The sequence below is a fragment of the Vibrio sp. Vf1514 genome, assembly GCF_052076135.1.
In the GTDB taxonomy this organism is placed as follows: domain Bacteria; phylum Pseudomonadota; class Gammaproteobacteria; order Enterobacterales; family Vibrionaceae; genus Vibrio; species Vibrio furnissii.
Genome location: NZ_CP197267.1, coordinates 1,396,902 through 1,414,541, shown reverse-complemented (window position 1 = coordinate 1,414,541; position 17,640 = coordinate 1,396,902). Strand labels below are relative to the sequence as shown.

Here is a 17,640-nt window from a genome sequence, read left to right as displayed (position 1 = left end):
AAGACAAATTGGATCAATTACTTACATTAAATAAGCTTGAAGGATGGCAATCCTGTTTGTGTCATAAAGTTGTCACCATTTAATTATACTTTCAACAAAATCATTTTTTGAATATATCCAAAATAACAATTATTAGAATGATATTTGCAACATATTTAAAACCAAAGAGCAACCCAGAAATAATACCTAAATACAACCCAACGGCGTGCCCCATCGCGAAAAATAATAACCTGCTCATGCGCACAGGATTGAAATACATGCCTTGCGTGCAGCAAGAACACGCCATGTCCAGCATCAATGAATGTCACAGTTAAGCTTCTGAACACATCAACTGAGAGCCTGATTTAAGGCACAAAAAAGCCAGCATATCGCTGGCTTTGGATGGATAGTTTCTCGCGCTATCAGGCGGCGTGAGGTGTTTCGCCTTGTCCCTTAGGAAGGGTAACACTGACCGTTAGTTCCAGCGGCTGAGGCTGGTGAAACGCCAAGGTGTAACCGTGTTGCTTACAGATGTTGCTGATGATCGAAAGACCGAGCCCAAACCGCTCATCGCTGGTCCGCGAGGCATCAATCTGAAACAGAGGTAACGTGAGTTTCGCCAGCTGCTCTTGCGTGATCGGGTGCAACAACGCATTGCTGATGGTGAGTTGAAACGCCGACGGCAACTCCGTCCACCCAACCGCCACAACGCTCTCTTGCGGGCTGTAAAACATCGCGTTATCGAGCAAGTTCTTCAAAATGGTTTCGATGCTAAACCGGTCGGCGACGAAACACTCCTCGCCGTCACAATGCACCGATAGACGTGTATCAATTTGCGGGTATTTGAACGTCAAGTCATGCTTCACTTGACCAAACACCCCTCGAATCGACAACGCCTGTTGCTCGGTATTGATCGATAATGACGACGTTTTTTGCAGCAGCAGCAAATTTTCCACAATCGCTTTCATGCGTTTGGCAATCGCCAGCATGTCATGTTGATAGGTTTTGCTAATGCGCTCATCTTGCGGATAACGAATGTAGACTTCGCTGAGGGTAATCATCTCCGCCAGCGGCGTTTTTAATTCATGCGCAATGTCGGCGGTAATGCGCTTCTCATTGTTGATCAAGGTACGATTGCTGCGGATGTAGCGGTTCAGCTCTTTGCGAATCGGCTCAATCTCTTCCACAGTGCGCTCAGGAATGGCCAACTCTTCCGCCAAATGTTCACTGCTGTGCAACGTTTTCAAATCTTGGTTGAGCTTTTCCAGCGGCTCCAAGCCTCGGCGAATAATGGTTTTGGTGACATAACGAATGATCATCATCGCCAAAATAAAACTGCCCACCAGCAGGCCATCAACCACCCACACCAAGCGTTCCAAGCCGCCAGACGACTCATAAATGGTGAGCGTGACCGGCAAAATTTCATGATCGTCACTCTCGGGCACAAAGTGAGATAACGTCGCTCGGCCAAACTTACCGTTGGGCATCACGGTATCAATAATGCGGTCACGGCCCAGTTTGACATCCGGCTTAATCAAATCCACGCCCGGATAGGCTTCGAGTGATTTGGAGCGTTTAAGCACCGTATCACCACGCCACACCTGAAAGAAATGCGCATCTTCATGGATGTCGTACTCTGGCATAAACCCTTCATCTGCCAGAAATTCCACGTGGTGATCCGTCGCTCGAATCTGCGACTTCAGGTAGTTTGCTTTGTTGAGCATCGCTTGATCAAACTGCTCTTCAACCCACCCATCCAGCCCAAGGTCGACCGACAAAAACACCACAAACAAGAATGCCCCGAACACAAAGGTCACGGAGTTAATCAGGTTGCGTTCCATGGACGCAAACTGGTTGTCTTTACACAATGAACGCACCCAAGATTTCATCGTCTTCCTCCCACTGTGGCCGCTATTTTTGCGCCACATAACCAAATCCGCGCTTATTCTTCACCGGCAGTGTGCCGCCCGCGTCACGCACTTTTTTACGAATCGCAGACAGGTGCGCTTCGATGGTATTTTTCGCCACATAATCAAAGTGCCCCACCACGGCTTCGCTGATCTGCTCGACGCTCATCACACGATTGGGCGCGGCAAATAAACACTGCAATATTTTGAATTCATTGGGGGTCAAGTCGACCGTCTGCTGCTCAAAATGAAAGGTCTTGTCGACCAGATTCAAGCTGTATTCGTCCACCGTCAAAGTTTGATCGACCTGTTCCAAACTCCCGCGGCGCATAATGGTTAAGATGCGTGCGTGCAGCTCTTCAAACGAAAACGGTTTGGTGAGGTAATCATCCGCCCCTTGCAACAAGCCTTCGACCCGATCTTGCGTCTCAGTTTTGGCCGACAGAATCAGCACACGTGTCTGCTTTTTATGTTTTCGCAGCGCCTTCAGAATTTCCAACCCACTCAGGCCAGGTAGCATCAAATCAAGAATGATCACATCATATGTATTGTTGAGCGCCATGCTGAGAGCTTCCTGCCCATCGCCGGTATCGTCCGTCGCAAATCCAAGGTGATTCAAGCCAACAATTAAGCTGCGGCGCAGGGTTTCGGAGTCTTCGATAATGAGTAATTTCACGGCAGGTTCTGATTTTCAGGAAAGTATGGTGACAAGCATACGTGAAATCCGCGCCAATGTGCACCCAAACGGCGCGAGCGATGCTGCGGTGGCGTGTTTCGCGCGCATAAAAAACGCCCACCGAAGTGAGCGTTTTTTCGCGATTTCGTGTGCACCGATTCGGTGGTATTAACCAATCATACGTTCGCTGTTTTCAGCCAACTCATTGAACACCACTGTCTGCGCACGTTTGAAGAAGTTGAAGTCGGTCGCTGTTGCGCTGGTATACGCGCCCATCATGCGGCCAACAATCAAATCACCGTTGTCCAGTTTTGGCAGCAGAATGTCTTCTGCGATCACGTCAATGCTGTCACACGTCGGGCCCGCCAGAACACTCGGGACGCGTTCGCCTTCTTGTTTCAACGTCACCAATGGGTATTGCGCGTCATCAAAGATCAAACCGCTGAATGAACCGTACACGCCATCATCCAAGTAGTACCACATTTGGCCGTCACGCTCAGCTTGGCCCATCACCGACGCCACACTCATCATGCACTGCGCCACAATAAAGCGGCCCGGTTCAGCAATCACTTGTACGGTTTCTGGCAATTCCGCCAACGCTTCGTTGATAGGCAGGCAGAACTGATCAATTGGCATCACTTGTTTGGTGTAGTTCACTGGGAAACCGCCACCGATGTCGAGTGTGCTCAATGCAGGCAAGCCACGCGCCACCACCTCTTCCATCACACCTTTGCAGGTGCGAATCGCTTCCACGTATTTCTGTGGATTGGTGGTTTGAGAGCCCACGTGGAATGACAACCCTTTGATACGGATATTCCACTCTTTTGCCATTTCGATGATGTTCACCGCTTGCTCAGGTGAGCAGCCGAATTTTTTCGACAGGTCAGCAAACGCTTCAGAGTTACGGAAACTCAAGCGAACCAACAATTCAACCTCATCGCGGTAGGCTTTGAACTTCGCCAATTCATTCAGGTTGTCCACCACAAACACGTTGCAACCGTATGCCAGTGCGTCACGAATATCGGCATCGCGTTTTATTGGGTGAGTATGAATCGTGCGCTCTGCTGGAACGCCTTCTTGTGCCACCAATTCCACTTCGCCAGTGGTTGCCAAGTCAAAGCTTGCGCCTTCTTGCAGCAACGTTCTGACCACCACTGGATGTGGCAGCGGTTTCAAAGCAAAGTGTAGTGTCACGTTTGGCAGCGCCGCGCTCAACGCACGGTATTGCTGACGAACGATGTCGCAATCGAGCAGCAACAAAGGCGCGCCAAACTGTTCAACGGATGATTCGATCAAATGAACGTCATCAGCAGACAGTGCTTGAGAAGTGAAAGATTGAAAATTCAGAACTGAACGAGCAGCAGCCATGGCAAACCTCCAAATATAGTGTGCACTTTTCATTGGCGTGATTTCATTCGCTGGAGATGAAAAGTGGAGCGTCAATAAAAGCGCAAACGCGCTGTCAAAGTCACTCTTGGATAGTTGCTCTATCGCCTTGCCACAAGACCTGCTGTGATGTACTCGGATTGGCTATCATCAAGAAGCGAGGCGATAGTAAGGTCATCGTTTCACGAGCGCAATAAAAAATGTGGCACTTAAAAGCAAAAGATTTTTGTGGTGAAGATTGCATTTGATGATGGATTTTTGAGGCGTTGCGACACAAGCGATCTCACTGTCGGCAAAGGAAAAACAGGCGATTTTCGACCCGCTTTTCCATTTGATTCAGACGTCGTTCTTAGCGCCCTTCCGACCACACGGCGAACTCATTGCCGCTGGGCTCTTTAAAGTGAAAACGGCAGCCGCCCGGAAACTCAAAAATGGGTCGCACAATCTCACCGCCGTGTTGCGTCACTTTCGCCTGCGTCGCTTCAATCTCGCTGCTGTAAAACACTAACAACGCGCCGCCGGTTTCGGTTTGGCTGCACATCGGCGCGGCAAAAAAGCCACCATCCAATCCTTGCCCGGAAAATGCGGTGTACCCTTCCCCGTAATCGACAAATGTCCAGCCAAATGCGCCGCTGAAAAATGCCTTGGTGGCCGCTAAATCGCGCGCCGCAAATTCAACGTAATTGAGTTTTTCATGTTGATTCATTGTCTGCTCCTACTTGGCATATTTTCCTGATGGCCGATCAATGGAGAACCGATCGGCGCAACGTCATCCGCGCGACTGAAACGAGGCGGCGTTGACGAGAGGATTGTAGCGACGCGTGATGCATATTGCCGTGATAAGGCGCTAATCATCCAATCCCATACGGTGATTCAGCTTCCAAAGCGCGACTTTTCCATACAACCATGGGTGACATGAAGGCGATTTGAGTTACATGGCCGCGTCAATGACCACAACTGACTGGTTGCGACTTACTGACTACGACGTGGCATATTGCCCGCCATCGGAGTACAGTCAATGTATTCGTGACTTCGCTCGCTAACCCACACGGCATGCGAGCCTGCATTACAAGAGAGAATTCGTATGTTAGTGACCTTTCGCTGTAAAGCGTCCGCCAACGTCACCATGTTTGGCGACATTGCTGTACGCCTATTGAACATGATGGGACACAGCGGCACGGTGCCCGGTGCCGTTGTTGCCAAAGATGTGCCGCATGCACTGGCGTTATTAACCACCGCGATTGAGGCGGAAAAGAAAAAAGCACAACCACAGGTTGAAGAAGACGATGATGAAACCGTGGCCGAGGTTCCGGTCAGCATTGCAAATCGCGCAATTCCGCTGATTGCATTGCTAACTGCGGCGGCCAAAGAAGCGTGTGACGTGATGTGGGAAGAAGGCTGCTAACCCAGCCGGGCTGATACCAGCTCATACCCAATTAGCTCACTGCCCATTAGCTCGCTGCCCGCCAGCTCATCACCCACGATGAAACTGACACAAAAAAGCCCCGTCAATGCGGGGCTGATAAATAGTGTCGTTCGAAATCAAGCTGCGTGACGAAACCGCCAGCACGCTTTATTTTTGGATAGCTTGAGACACCGAAATTTGCTCTTGCTGAGACATGGTGATGTGCAAATCGCGTTGCGGGAATGGAATTGACAGGCCCGCCTCTTCAATCTTGCCTTTCAACTGACGCTGAATGCTCCAGTACGTTTCCCAGTACTTGTCACTCGGACACCACGCACGCAGCTGCAGATTCACCGAGCTATCAGCCAGCATCTGCACCATCACTTGCGGCTGCGGATCGCGCATGATCGCCTCATGGCTGAGCGCCAATGCTTTCAACACTTCCAAACCGACGTCCACCGAATCGTTGTACGAAATGCCCACGGTCACTTCCATACGACGGCGATTATTGCGGCTGAAGTTCTTGATGGTCGCGCCCCACACCGTGCGGTTCGGGCTGGAGATGTACAAGCCATCGGACGTTTCGAAGACCGAGGTAAACAGGCCGATATCTCTCACGCTACCGGTGTACCCCGCAAACTCAACAAACTCGCCTTTTTTGATCGGTTTGAGGAACAAAATCATGATACCCGCGGCAATGTTGCTGAGCGTATCTTTCAATGCCAAACCAATCGCTAAACCTGCCGCACCGACCAAGGCGACTAAGCTGGCCGTGTTCACCCCAAACAAGTCAAGGATGATCACCAAGGCCAACAAATACACCGAGTACGCCGCCACTTTCGACAGCAAACGCGCGACGATTTCATCGCTGCTGCCGACTTTCATCACGCCTTTGAACACGGCTTTACGCACAATTTTCGAGGCAATCGACGCCACCACGACGATAAAAATCGTCAGCAAGGTGTTTTTGGCAATATCTACAAGCAACGTCTGATGCGTATTGTAGAAATCGACTAATGAATCCATGAAGGTCTCCGTAATTATTTTTATAGTGAATCGTTGAGCGTATGAGCCTGTGGGAATTACCCCAAGCTGCCCATGATTAAATACAGGTTATAAGCCAGATAGAACAATACAAAAACCGCCCCTTCTTTGCGTGTGATGGTTCTTGCTTTGCCAAACTTCAGCGCCATGATCAACAACATCGCGGTGATCACCAACATCGCTGTCCAATCACGCCAGAAGATTTCAGCGCCGATATTGTTGATCGGCTCAATCACACCAGCAATACCAATCACCGCCAACGAGTTAAACATGTTCGACCCGACCACGTTACCCACGGCGATGTCATGCTCACCTTTACGTGCCGCGGAAATCGAGGCCGCCAACTCAGGCAACGATGTTCCCAGCGCCACAATGGTCAAGCCAATCAGCAGATCACTCACGCCCAGTTGCTGCGCAATCTCGACTGCGCCCCACACCAAAATGCGCGAACTCGCCACCAGTAGCAGCAAACCGACGATCAACCAGAACGCCGCTTTGCCTTTGGTCAAGGCTGGCATTTGCACGGCTTGCTCACACTCGGATTGCAGCGCATCGCGTTTGGCTTTTAACGCACTCCAAATCGACCAGCCAATCAAACCCATGAAACCCACCAACAAAATGCTCGCTTCGATGAAGCTGACATCGTGGTTCCATAGCATGCCGCCGAGCACCAAGGTGATGATCAGAAGAATGGGTAATTCTTTACGAATGATATTGGAATGCACCGCAATCGGCGCAATCAACGCCGTAACACCCAAGATCAAGCTGATATTGACGATGTTGGAGCCCAGAGCGTTCCCCAGCGCTAACGCCGGATTGCCATCCAACGCCGCCATGGCAGACACCACCATTTCAGGTGCGGAGGTACCAAAACCGACCACCAACATCCCAATCAGTAATGGCGGCATCCCTGCATAATTTGCACTGGCTGCAGCCCCATCAACAAACCTATCTGCACTCCAGACTAACAGACCAAAACCGACAATAATTGCCACAATCGCTAACAACATAGCTCGTTTCCTACTTTCAAACACGCTTAAAAAATGAGTCGCAACCAAGCGGCGCTATAAAAAGCCTTTGTGTTTGTTGGAAGGTGTTGCCTGTTGTGTGGTGAGGCTAGTGGATTCAGTATAACGCTCAATCACGCACACCATGCGCTCATGACCTATTTCTTCACAAACGAATTTCTTCACAAACGAATTGCTTCACAAACGAAGCACAATGAGATTGAATGTTCTGAAAGGCAGACATTTAAGATTGGTTAGCAGCGCATAAAAACTCCTGTGGTCGACAGGCAAATACACGTAAGCAAAGATCGAGGCCTGTCGTACCCAAACTTTGCTTAAGTCTTGCCAGAACACAGGAACGTGAATACCACAAGCATGAGGCTTGGAGACTGTTGATATTCACTCTTCATCACGATGAAGAAGGCTACTCCCTTAAACGCGCGCATTTAACTACGTCACCGGGCATAATGCAAGTGCTTGTTGATGGCAGCCGATAAAGCTCGGGGGGCATCACACATTGCGCAGCCAAATCAACATAGACTGATCGGGCAAAGTAAACAGGGAACACCGACGACGATGTTCCCTGCCAAATGTTCGCAATGATCGCTTATAGTTTTTGGTTGAACTGACTGATCGCATCGACCACTTTTTGTGCGCCGCGCTGAATATCGCCCATCACCTGACCCGCTTCCGTCGACAGTTCCAACGCATCCCCTGCTTGGCTCTGACACGCGGCAATCAAATCCACCGCATCTTTGGTGCGTTTCAGGTTTTCACTCACCACCGCCACGATCTCTTCCGTGGTTTTGTTGGTGCGTGATGCCAATTGGCGTACTTCATCGGCGACCACCGCAAAGCCGCGCCCTTGCTCACCGGCTCGCGCCGCTTCAATGGCCGCATTCAATGCCAACAAGTTGGTTTGATCCGCAATGCCGCTGATGCTGTTCACTAAATCACTGATTTTCTTCGAATGCTCACTCAATGCTTCGATCCCCACACTGGCCTGCTGCATTTGTTGGGCCAACCGTTCCATGGTCTCAATCGTGGTGCTCACCACTTGCTGACCTTGCGAGGTTTGTTGCCCCGTCACTTCCGACACATCAAACGCAATCTTAGCGGCATCGGCCACGGCCAATTCCTGATTCACTTGATCGGTAATCACCGTCGCGAACTTAACCACTTTATACAGCTCTCCCAAATCGTTATGAATCGGGTTGTAAGAAGCTTCCAGCCACACAATTTGGCCATAACTGTCAACACGCTTAAATCGTTCCGAAACGAACTGACCGCTGGCCAGTTCTCGCCAAAATGCTTTGTAATCCGGTGAATTCACCTCTTCCGCTTCACAAAAAATTCGGTGATGCTTGCCCGCAATTTGTTCGTTATTCGAATATCCCATGGTGCTCAGAAAGTTGTTGTTCGCACGTAAAATCGTGCCATCGAGGCTAAACTCGATCACCGCCGTCGAACGGTTCAGCGCTTTGAGCATGTCTTCATGCTCACGTGATGTGGTGATGGTGCGTGTCAACTCCGTCGCGTAAACGCTGATGCGCAGCAGCTCATTTTTGCTGTTTTTGACCGGTTGAATAATGGTGCGCAACCACGCTTCTTTATTGCCACCTTTCTTGATTTGCAGCGCGCCATTCCAGTGTTCTGCACGCGCCAGCGCTTCTTTCATGCGATGAAAATGCTCGGTATCGCGCGCTTTCTCCGGCACCAGCTCCGTGAGGTGCTTCCCCTCAACCGACTCTTTGACCAAGCCCAGTTCCTTGTGGAAACGCGCATTGACTGACTGCACCACGCCTTTCGCATTAAGCGTGATTCTCAACATGTCTTGTTCAAGACTTTCCCGAACCTGAACCAGAGAATAAAGCTCTTCTTTAAGCTGCTGATTTTCTTTTTGAAGTGACTGATTAAAAAACATAGCTGCCCTGTGTTTATTATTGTGTGTTTAGGAAACGGAGGTGTAACGTGCCCTCACCGCTTTCGCCACGCCCTTTACCCATTATCGACCAATGCGCCTATTGTTTGAATTTTTATTGACGCATGCGTTCGGTATATGCACGCATGACCTTATTATTGCTGAGATCCGCTCCCTTGGCTGACACAAGTTTGTGAGCGTCGATCAAAATCCGGCAGTCAGATACATGGATTCATCGCATGGTGAACCGAGCTGGATGACAAACACATGTCAACCGGCATTGTGCGTCTATCGAACAATGCGTTAAAGTCAAACATCACGCGGCGTGCAACAATCGCCTCCTTATCAATTTTCTAGGTCAATTTCCTAGATCAATTGCCTAGATCAATTGTTCGAACGGCCCTTGGCGTGAGTTTCTGAAGGAAAAACAAATGCAATTTGAAGTGACTGAAACAATTTTTACCTATCCCAATGCTCTACTCGAAGCGTGGAAAAATGGCGATAAGCATTGGATTCCCCAATCTTTGTTAGTCCCGCAAGATGTGTATAACCAACCCAATTATCATTTCGGGGAATATTTCGCACTGAAACAGTATCTCGAACAGGGCTGGCAAGGCACGGCATTTTACGCACTGGGGGATTGGGAACCGAACAACGAAAAATATGACCACGGCCGAGCAATGGTTGCAAAGTACATCGACCCAATACGGCTGGCGATGTTTAAAGCGCTAAGACACGGTTTGACTGCAGGAGAACCCGACCTATTCCTCTACAAAGACGACGGTTCAGTTCTATTTGTTGAAGTGAAAAAACAATCCGATCGTCTATCTCCATCACAACTGGTCTGTTTGGCACAAATTAAGTCTATCTTGAATTGTGACGTCGGCGTGGCTTACCTAGCGGAAGAGAAGCAAGTCTATCAACCCAAGACCTACGAACTGAATATCATCGACGTTCCGCAAGCGTGGATCGACCGCAACTAATACAATGCCTTCGCGAATACAGATTTTTAGCGAATACGGTGTTTTAGCGAATAGAACGCCTTAGCAAAATTGGATGTTGCGAAGTCTGTTTGAATGAGCGCTGGAATTGCTGTTCACAGTCTATGGACACCGCTTTTATCCCCAAGGCAGGTTGTCGTCTGGTTGGACATCGTCGGACACGTGAAACGAAATTAACACTGATCGGATCGAAATCTTGTCGCGCAGAAACGACAAAACCCGCTAAAAAGCGGGTTTTGTGTGAATTTATGGTGCGTCCGAGTGGACTCGAACCACCGACCCCCGCCATGTCAAGGCGATACTCTAACCAGCTGAGCTACGGACGCACACTGCAATTTTAGACACTTGCTAAGTGTTTTCTCATGGTGCGTCCGAGTGGACTCGAACCACCGACCCCCGCCATGTCAAGGCGATACTCTAACCAGCTGAGCTACGGACGCTTTCCTTGAGAACGGGGAGGATATTAACGACAGAATTTCACGCGTGCAAGTCAAATTTCTTTGTTTTTGAATCAATTGGCTTTTCTATCGACAGTTTGCTGCTTTTTTATGCCATGTCACGTCAATTAACTGAGTTACATCACAATTAATCATCCGCCACTAATTAGAACTATCTCTCCTTTTGTGACTCGTATTCAAAAATAGTATTGATTGCTCAAACTAAAGGGGTAGTATAGCGCTTCATTGGCTAGGAAATATGCAATCGAGACGTGAGAACATGGATGCAAAGTTGTTTGACAATTCGCATACTCTGAGAGCGTCAGTTTTGGCGGGGCTCAGTTTGTTCCTGACCGCGATTGCCCTGTTCTTCACCATCTTCAACATCTCGTACAATGAAGCTTATTTACTGGCTGGGCTGGAGTTCCTCTTCGCCTTCTACTCCGGTTACATCTATCGACTCGCCACCGCGCACAAGCACACGCATCGACATGTTCAATATTACGTCTACTTTCTGATTAGCATCATCGGCGTGGGTAGCTTTATGCAACCTCTGGGAAATGGGTTGTTCCTGTGGACGATCTTCTGCCCGATTTTGCTGTATGTCTTACTTGGGCAATCGCATGGCCGCCTGATGACCGGCGTGGTGCTGATCATTCAAATTTTCAACGTCTACCACAATTCCAGCCAAGTTGCCGCGTTTGATACGGTCGCGACATTGGTTAATTTGATTCTGTGTTATGTGGGCGTTTGGACGGTCTCTCATATTTATGAAACCAACCGTCACAACATCGAAAACTCACTCAGTTACCTCGCCTCGCGCGACTCACTGACGGGCGCTCACAATCGTTTGTCCCTCTCTTCCGCCTTCAACCATTTTGAACAACATAAAGACGACAATTCGTCGTTGTGTTTGTTGATCATCGATTTGGATTACTTCAAACAGGTCAACGATGAGTTTGGCCACGATACTGGCGATAAAGTGTTGATTGAAACCACACAACTGTTGGCGCAAGTGGTTGGGGATGAAAATCTGTTTCGCATTGGCGGTGAAGAGTTTTGTGTCACGTTGTTTGATCAGGGATTGACGCAAGCAGAGCGCGTTGGCGAACGTCTGCGTGGCATCGTCGGGCAGCACCTGTACAACTATCGCAACCAACGCATCGCATTGACGCTCAGCGTCGGCATTTGTGAGTATCGCGACGGCGACAACCTCAGTGACTTACTGAAATTGGCCGATGTGGAGTTATACCGCGCGAAAAAAAACGGACGCAATCAGGTCCGTTTATGTCAGGTGGCAGACAAACGCGAGCACACCATGCAAACCGAATCAGCTTAACGAGTCGTTGTCGTTGGCCTCGTTCTCCTCATCCAGTTCATAGACCACATTGTAATTTTCGGTATACGTGCAGTGCGGTTGACGACTGCATGTAAAGAAGCGGCGACCTTTGAAATCGCCCTGGCTGGCCACTTTAATCACCATCGGGCTGCCACAGCGCTTACAAAAGCGCACTTCCCTATCCGTTTCAATCAAATCGATGTGCGCCGCCAGCAAGCGACGCAGCTTACCCACTTGATAACTGTATTTGATGTTGGCGCCAATCAAAGGAATGTTGGCGGTTTTGCACACGTGCATCAGCAACTTTTCGCGATCCACTTTAGCTTTATTCAGCTCTTTGCCGTCATCCAGCTCCACCACCACACGCGGCTCGAGCGTACGTGCATCGCACACCACAAAGTTAAAGTAGCTGCGAGCAATGCGATTACTGGCAATAAACCACTGCTTTTTGTTCTGCAATTTTGCGGGCGCCACCACTTGCGCCATGCTGACTTTGGTGAGCACAACGCCATGTTCGCCCACCGCGGTTTTGAGCGCATTGTAAAAGGCACTTTCGGCCATGTTGAGTACGGGCCCTTTACGTTTATAGGCGTAATCTTTGCTGTCATCATGACGAATCACAAACTTCTGAATCACCACGAAAAAAATAACCAGCAATGCAACGATGATAAAAATGTTAGTCATGGGACTCCATCGGTTTTACTTACAGCGCTCAACCCTGCATGACTGCCCGTCGTCAAGCGCTAACAATTTGAGACGTAACGCTTTCATTGATAACTGAAGTTTTGCGGAAAGGCCAGTTTATTCCTTCCATTTTGAGGATTGCACAGCGCGCTGGCTTCACATCGCCCTAGTTTACGCCAACGCGCCCCACACTCAAGGCGGGCAACATCCCGGGCAAGGATTTCTCAAGCGCGACACCCTTCATCCCAACGCCATCGCTTTATAAACAACGCAGCAAACAACACACCGATGTAGAGAAAACGTCACCATCGTTCGGCGCGCTTTCAAGATGCGAATTCATGCGACGATTTGGCCCCCTTTTAGGCGAGAAATCATCAATTTCTGCAACGATTTGAAGATTCGCATTCGCACCGCTACTGAATCATGATGTAGATCAGCGAGTCGTGTCAGCATTCATATATTATTTTAAAAATTAAAATTTTTTAGTAACCGAACATGAGCATTGATTATGAACGAAGATTCGATTCGCTTGACTGAATACAGTCATGGCGCGGGCTGCGGCTGCAAAATATCCCCTGAAGTGCTTGCCACCATTCTCGCCTCTCAACAACCCAGTTTTGTCGACCCAAATCTGTTAGTCGGCAACCAAAGCTGCGATGACGCCGCCGTTTACAAACTCAATGACGAAGTCGGCATCATCAGCACTACCGATTTCTTTATGCCCATCGTGGACGACCCGTTTACCTTTGGCCGTATTGCCGCAACCAACGCCATCAGCGACATTTACGCCATGGGTGGCAAGCCGATCATGGCGATTGCCATTCTAGGCTGGCCCATCAATAAACTGCCGGCCGACGTGGCGCAGCAAGTGGTTGATGGCGGCCGTCAAGCGTGTGCCGATGCAGGCATCTGTTTGGCAGGCGGCCACAGCATCGATTCACCCGAGCCCATTTTTGGATTGGCGGTGACCGGTCAAGTGGCGTTGGACCGCATTAAACGCAACGATACTGCGCGCGAAGGCGACCTCATTTACCTCACCAAACCACTGGGGATTGGCATTCTGACCACCGCGCAGAAACAGAAAAAAATTGCCGAGGGCGACACCGACATCGCAGTCAACGCCATGTGCCAACTGAACAAAATTGGTGAACAGATCGCAACCCTTGACGGGGTGCACGCCATGACGGACGTGACCGGATTTGGCCTCGCCGGACACCTGCTTGAAATGTGCCGCGGTGCCAACCTCAACGCCACCATTCATACCGAACAATTGCCATTGCTGCCGAAAGTGGATGTGTATCTGGAGCAAGGTTGTGTCCCGGGCGGCACCCACCGCAACTTCGCCAGCTACGGCGCCAGCTTGCCAAAAATGACCGCCGAGCAAAAAACCATTGTGTGCGATCCACAAACCAGTGGCGGCTTGATGATTGCAGTTGATCCGCAACACACGGAACACTTAGAAGCACTGCTGGCCGAGCATCACCAGCCGCTGTTTAAAGTTGGGCAATTCTCAGCGCACAACGATGAGGCATGCCGCATTCAATTCCTCTAATTCCTGCGCCCAAATAAAGAAGCGGCGAGATGAAATCAACTTCCATCTCGCCGCTTCTTTATTTGCTTTTATCTCTGTCACTGATGGCGCAACCGCGACAGTGAGGGCTTATTTCCCAGCCCATTGATACCAACCGCCGTCATAGACGCTGATATTTTCCCAGCCCATCACGTACGCATCAAAAAAGACTTCCGAAGCGCGCCAGCCGGTTCCGCAGAAAAACGACACTTGTTGCTCTGGCTCGATGTTGGCTGCATGCCAGAACTGTGTGATTTCCTCGGCGCTGCGCATGGTTTGGTCTGGGTTACGGAAATCTTCCAGATGGTACGCATCGCTGCCTGCATGGCCCCATTTCGCACCCGGAATGTGACCTTTGGATTGAATGTAATCATAGCCGCTGGTTTCGCCGTTAAATTCGGCCAATGTACGAATACTCACCAGCGATTGCTGATCTTGTGGCAACGTCAACAAGGCTTTCGCTTCTGGCAGATCAATGATGTAGTTTGGATTGGCAGGTATGGTTTTACCAAACGCCGTGGTCGCCGACACTTCAGGTGAGGTCATGGCTGTTTTGTAACCGCCATCTTCCCATGATTGCCAGCCGCCATTAAGCAAACGGACATCTTGCACACCGGCATACATCAAAATGTTCGCAAGGCGCGCTGCCGCCATGTTTTCACGGCCGTATAAAATCACGGTGGTGTCGTATTTGATGCCAAGGTTGTGAACCAACACTTCCAGCTGCTCGTCAGAGACACGGTTCCACCACGGTTTCGATTCGATGTCGTTGGTGTTCACATACTGAGCGCCCGGAATGTGCGCCCACAGGTATTTGGTTGCCGGGCCCCAAGCCACTTCCAGCACTTTGTAATCGGCGCTTGGTGCATGTTGCACAGCCTCACCTTTGATCACGTCATTCACCCACCACGCTGGCACCAAGTTTTGGTAACGCGGCAATGCCACCAAATCGCCTTGGTATTGTTCCAGCGGCTGCTCAATCACGTCCACAGATTGAAAACCCTGCTTCACCAATGTTTTTTTCAATTGAGTTGCGCTGTCCATGGCGCAGTAAAGAAACGTCGGATGATCTTTAACCAGCGACTTATTCTCGATCATGTGTTTCAGTTCATCGGCTGACATCATTTCGACCCAACGCGCATCAAAGTTCACCGCCCCCGGAATATGACCGCCAGTCGCTTGGCCCATTTCTGGCCAGCCGTTGTAGAAGTTACTGTCGCGACAATCGACAATTTGCACCTCATAGGGTTGCGCTTGTTGGCTCTCCAAGACATCGGAGAAGGTAGCCGCGGCAGCGATGGAGCTCAGGCCGCAGCCGCAGAGAAGAAGAGATGCTTGACTTAAACGCATAATCGAACCTTTTAACGAACGTTGATTTGAATGCATATGATGGGCGGAGTCGCCCATCATTTAGAACTACATGGCGATGACTTTGTCGGCCCACAGGACCCATTGGCTGAGATCCGCCATGGTGCCAATGGCCACATCATCAATCACTTGCGACATGGCGACGCCACGTGCAGAAATGCAGGTTTTGCACAGCAGCACACTGACCTTTTGCGCCAACAAGACCTCTAACATTTGGCCAATGTTGTAACTGAAATCAGGCGTGACCTGCCCTTTCAGCGCGCCAAAGACGCTGTCCGACATCAGGAACAGCTTCAGGTTCACGGTATGGTCGTCTTGCTCTTTGAGCGCAATGGCCAAACGCAGCGCATTAAATAGCGCTTCCGAACCATACGGGCTGCCCGACAATGTCATCACGATATTTTGAGATTGCATGAGTTTCACCTTTCTAAACAATGAACATCGAACACACGACTTAACAAGTCACTGCTGCGCGCTGCTCGGTCAGCCAATTGAGCCAAGCATCGAACCCTTCGCCAGTGGTCGCCGATAACTGAATCACTTGAATCGCTGGGTTCACTTTTTTAGCGTTGTGAATGCAGTTCACCACGTCGAAATTCACGTATGGCAGCAAATCCGTTTTGTTGATGATCATCAGTTCAGATTCAGCAAACATGTTGGGATATTTCAGCGGTTTGTCTTCCCCTTCGGTGACCGACAAAATCGCGACTTTACAACGCTCGCCGAGATCAAAGCTGGCTGGACACACCAAGTTGCCCACGTTTTCGATAAACAGCACACCAGCCTCATCAAACGCCAATTGATGGTACGCGTGGTGAATCATGTCGGCATCCAAATGGCAGCCTTTACCAGTGTTGACTTGCAGAGCTGGCACTTGTGTCGCGCGAATGCGGTCGGCATCGTTGCTGGTCTGTTGGTCCCCTTCAATCACCGCACATGGCAAGCGATCTTTCAGGCGATTTAAAGTTTCAACCAACAAGGTGGTTTTGCCTGAACCCGGGCTGGAAACGAGGTTAAGCACCAACTGACCGGCGGCAATGAAATGCGCGCGGTTGTGCTCTGCCACTTCGTTGTTTTTGCCCAGAATGTCTTGTTCCAGTGTCAGCAATTGACGTTGCGACACGCCCGCCACATGCACCTGCGCTTCGCCGCGACCAAAATGCATATCGCCATTGTCATGGGTCTGCGCGTGATGTTCGGCGTGGTCGTGATCGCCTGCATGACTGTGTTCATGGTGCGCATGTTCAGAGTGGCTATGTTCATGATGACTATGTTCATGGTGACTATGTTCATGATGTGCTTGGTCAGGCTGGATGTGCTGCGGCGCTGATGCCGGCGTAAAACCATGATAATGAACGTGATGATGAACATCGCCTTGGTGGTAGTAATGGTGATGAGTCACCAGCGGCTGTTCGCTGGCGTGAGCGTGAGCGTGATGCTCACCGTGGTCGTGTGCATGGTCATGGTCATGAGAATGCGCGTGCTCATGTGAATGTCCATGAGAATGGGGATGATCATGCTGATGATCGTGCTCAATTTGGCTATCACCGCAGCCACAAACAGTACACATATTATTCAACCTCGATGTGTTTGACTTGAAGTTCCTCGCCTTGCTGCACAGTCAATTGATAGCTGTGGCACTGCGGGCAACTGTCTTGATAATTCTCAATGGCAAACTGGTGACGACACCCTTGGCACACAGCAATTGCTGGCAGAGTTTCTATCACCACTTCGGCGTCTTGGGCGATCGTTTCGCGGCTGGCCATTTCTAACCCAGTTCGCAACGCTTCTGGCTCAATGCACGACAACACCCCAACGCTGAGGGTAATTTTGGTGACCTTACGGTAGTGGTGCTTTTGAGCTTGCTCGACAACCAAATCGATGGTTTTCAAGCTGATGGAAAGTTCATGCATGGC

General features: G+C 50.0%; 16 protein-coding genes and 2 tRNA genes. 4 read left to right on the top strand and 14 right to left on the bottom strand.

The features are described 5' to 3' along the window. Positions 1 to 401: 401 nt before the first annotated feature. From ACS18Q_RS06600 to ACS18Q_RS06585, 4 genes are all read right to left on the bottom strand, one after another. On the bottom strand, positions 402 to 1,868 hold the full coding sequence (locus ACS18Q_RS06600; RefSeq protein WP_441257559.1) for a sensor histidine kinase: 1,467 nt from the start codon (positions 1,866 to 1,868) through the stop codon (positions 402 to 404). Positions 1,869 to 1,890: 22 nt separating this feature from the next. Next, positions 1,891 to 2,562: a response regulator transcription factor gene (locus tag ACS18Q_RS06595; RefSeq protein WP_004726096.1), complete on the bottom strand. Its 672-nt coding sequence runs from the start codon at positions 2,560 to 2,562 to the stop codon at positions 1,891 to 1,893. 168 nt (positions 2,563 to 2,730) lie between these two features. Then, entirely contained in the window at positions 2,731 to 3,930 is a 1,200-nt protein-coding gene (locus tag ACS18Q_RS06590) for a type III PLP-dependent enzyme (RefSeq protein WP_004726097.1), read from the bottom strand. Between the two features lie 367 nt (positions 3,931 to 4,297). Beyond that, positions 4,298 to 4,654, bottom strand: coding sequence for a VOC family protein (locus ACS18Q_RS06585; protein WP_143679049.1), 357 nt, complete (start codon positions 4,652 to 4,654; stop codon positions 4,298 to 4,300). Positions 4,655 to 5,032: 378 nt separating this feature from the next. Between ACS18Q_RS06585 and ACS18Q_RS06580 the strand changes: the two genes are divergently transcribed. Beyond that, positions 5,033 to 5,353: a DUF1840 domain-containing protein gene (locus tag ACS18Q_RS06580; protein WP_014205164.1), complete on the top strand. Its 321-nt coding sequence runs from the start codon at positions 5,033 to 5,035 to the stop codon at positions 5,351 to 5,353. Between the two features lie 168 nt (positions 5,354 to 5,521). Here the strand turns inward: ACS18Q_RS06580 and ACS18Q_RS06575 are convergent, their stop codons facing one another. From ACS18Q_RS06575 to ACS18Q_RS06565, 3 genes are all read right to left on the bottom strand, one after another. Continuing rightward, positions 5,522 to 6,379 (bottom strand): mechanosensitive ion channel family protein, encoded by an 858-nt coding sequence (locus ACS18Q_RS06575; RefSeq protein WP_143679050.1) that lies wholly within the window; start codon positions 6,377 to 6,379, stop codon positions 5,522 to 5,524. A gap of 56 nt (positions 6,380 to 6,435) precedes the next feature. Beyond that, positions 6,436 to 7,407: a calcium/sodium antiporter gene (locus ACS18Q_RS06570; RefSeq protein WP_004726102.1), complete on the bottom strand. Its 972-nt coding sequence runs from the start codon at positions 7,405 to 7,407 to the stop codon at positions 6,436 to 6,438. 604 nt (positions 7,408 to 8,011) lie between these two features. Next, complete coding sequence (locus tag ACS18Q_RS06565) at positions 8,012 to 9,328, bottom strand: methyl-accepting chemotaxis protein (RefSeq protein ID WP_441257558.1); 1,317 nt, start codon at positions 9,326 to 9,328, stop codon at positions 8,012 to 8,014. A gap of 428 nt (positions 9,329 to 9,756) precedes the next feature. Here ACS18Q_RS06565 and ACS18Q_RS06560 point away from each other — a divergent pair, with 428 nt between their 5' ends. Then, on the top strand, positions 9,757 to 10,308 hold the full coding sequence (locus tag ACS18Q_RS06560; protein WP_143679053.1) for a VRR-NUC domain-containing protein: 552 nt from the start codon (positions 9,757 to 9,759) through the stop codon (positions 10,306 to 10,308). A 267-nt stretch (positions 10,309 to 10,575) separates the two neighbouring features. Here ACS18Q_RS06560 and ACS18Q_RS06555 read toward each other — a convergent pair. Further along, a tRNA-Val gene (locus ACS18Q_RS06555) sits at positions 10,576 to 10,652 on the bottom strand. Positions 10,653 to 10,689: 37 nt separating this feature from the next. Continuing rightward, positions 10,690 to 10,766 (bottom strand) — tRNA-Val (locus ACS18Q_RS06550). A gap of 277 nt (positions 10,767 to 11,043) precedes the next feature. Between ACS18Q_RS06550 and ACS18Q_RS06545 the strand changes: the two genes are divergently transcribed. After that, positions 11,044 to 12,102 carry a GGDEF domain-containing protein gene (locus ACS18Q_RS06545; RefSeq protein ID WP_038151207.1) on the top strand — a complete coding sequence of 353 codons (1,059 nt, stop codon included), beginning with the start codon at positions 11,044 to 11,046 and terminating at the stop codon, positions 12,100 to 12,102. Here the strand turns inward: ACS18Q_RS06545 and ACS18Q_RS06540 are convergent. After that, on the bottom strand, positions 12,094 to 12,786 hold the full coding sequence (locus tag ACS18Q_RS06540) for a DUF2726 domain-containing protein (protein WP_004726108.1): 693 nt from the start codon (positions 12,784 to 12,786) through the stop codon (positions 12,094 to 12,096). The genes ACS18Q_RS06545 and ACS18Q_RS06540 overlap by 9 nt on opposite strands. 508 nt (positions 12,787 to 13,294) lie before the next feature. Between ACS18Q_RS06540 and selD the strand changes: the two genes are divergently transcribed. Then, complete coding sequence (gene selD / locus ACS18Q_RS06535) at positions 13,295 to 14,338, top strand: selenide, water dikinase SelD (RefSeq protein ID WP_441257557.1); 1,044 nt, start codon at positions 13,295 to 13,297, stop codon at positions 14,336 to 14,338. A gap of 108 nt (positions 14,339 to 14,446) precedes the next feature. Here selD and ACS18Q_RS06530 read toward each other — a convergent pair whose 3' ends face one another. The 4 genes from ACS18Q_RS06530 to hypA all read right to left on the bottom strand — a co-directional run bounded on the left by ACS18Q_RS06530 (position 14,447) and on the right by hypA (position 17,637). After that, a complete protein-coding gene (locus tag ACS18Q_RS06530; protein ID WP_208549761.1) occupies positions 14,447 to 15,706 on the bottom strand; it encodes a rhodanese-like domain-containing protein in 1,260 nt (419 codons plus the stop codon). 66 nt (positions 15,707 to 15,772) lie between these two features. Then, positions 15,773 to 16,138 (bottom strand): DsrE/DsrF/TusD sulfur relay family protein, encoded by a 366-nt coding sequence (locus ACS18Q_RS06525; RefSeq protein WP_004726112.1) that lies wholly within the window; start codon positions 16,136 to 16,138, stop codon positions 15,773 to 15,775. A gap of 40 nt (positions 16,139 to 16,178) precedes the next feature. Continuing rightward, a complete protein-coding gene (hypB, locus tag ACS18Q_RS06520) occupies positions 16,179 to 17,294 on the bottom strand; it encodes a hydrogenase nickel incorporation protein HypB (RefSeq protein ID WP_441257556.1) in 1,116 nt (371 codons plus the stop codon). A 1-nt stretch (position 17,295) separates the two neighbouring features. After that, positions 17,296 to 17,637: a hydrogenase maturation nickel metallochaperone HypA gene (hypA, locus tag ACS18Q_RS06515; protein WP_004726115.1), complete on the bottom strand. Its 342-nt coding sequence runs from the start codon at positions 17,635 to 17,637 to the stop codon at positions 17,296 to 17,298. Positions 17,638 to 17,640: the final 3 nt, after the last annotated feature.

Excerpts from the sequence above, each read along its gene's own strand:
- ACS18Q_RS06600 (WP_441257559.1), bottom strand. The coding sequence starts at position 1,868 with ATGAAATCTTGGGTGCGTTCATTGTGTAAAGACAACCAGTTTGCGTCC.
- ACS18Q_RS06590 (WP_004726097.1), bottom strand. The coding sequence starts at position 3,930 with ATGGCTGCTGCTCGTTCAGTTCTGAATTTTCAATCTTTCACTTCTCAA.
- ACS18Q_RS06585 (WP_143679049.1), bottom strand. The coding sequence starts at position 4,654 with ATGAATCAACATGAAAAACTCAATTACGTTGAATTTGCGGCGCGCGAT.
- ACS18Q_RS06580 (WP_014205164.1), top strand. The coding sequence starts at position 5,033 with ATGTTAGTGACCTTTCGCTGTAAAGCGTCCGCCAACGTCACCATGTTT.
- ACS18Q_RS06575 (WP_143679050.1), bottom strand. The coding sequence starts at position 6,379 with ATGGATTCATTAGTCGATTTCTACAATACGCATCAGACGTTGCTTGTA.
- ACS18Q_RS06570 (WP_004726102.1), bottom strand. The coding sequence starts at position 7,407 with ATGTTGTTAGCGATTGTGGCAATTATTGTCGGTTTTGGTCTGTTAGTC.
- ACS18Q_RS06565 (WP_441257558.1), bottom strand. The coding sequence starts at position 9,328 with ATGTTTTTTAATCAGTCACTTCAAAAAGAAAATCAGCAGCTTAAAGAA.
- ACS18Q_RS06560 (WP_143679053.1), top strand. The coding sequence starts at position 9,757 with ATGCAATTTGAAGTGACTGAAACAATTTTTACCTATCCCAATGCTCTA.
- ACS18Q_RS06545 (WP_038151207.1), top strand. The coding sequence starts at position 11,044 with ATGGATGCAAAGTTGTTTGACAATTCGCATACTCTGAGAGCGTCAGTT.
- ACS18Q_RS06540 (WP_004726108.1), bottom strand. The coding sequence starts at position 12,786 with ATGACTAACATTTTTATCATCGTTGCATTGCTGGTTATTTTTTTCGTG.
- selD (WP_441257557.1), top strand. The coding sequence starts at position 13,295 with ATGAACGAAGATTCGATTCGCTTGACTGAATACAGTCATGGCGCGGGC.
- ACS18Q_RS06530 (WP_208549761.1), bottom strand. The coding sequence starts at position 15,706 with ATGCGTTTAAGTCAAGCATCTCTTCTTCTCTGCGGCTGCGGCCTGAGC.
- ACS18Q_RS06525 (WP_004726112.1), bottom strand. The coding sequence starts at position 16,138 with ATGCAATCTCAAAATATCGTGATGACATTGTCGGGCAGCCCGTATGGT.
- hypB (WP_441257556.1), bottom strand. The coding sequence starts at position 17,294 with ATGTGTACTGTTTGTGGCTGCGGTGATAGCCAAATTGAGCACGATCAT.
- hypA (WP_004726115.1), bottom strand. The coding sequence starts at position 17,637 with ATGCATGAACTTTCCATCAGCTTGAAAACCATCGATTTGGTTGTCGAG.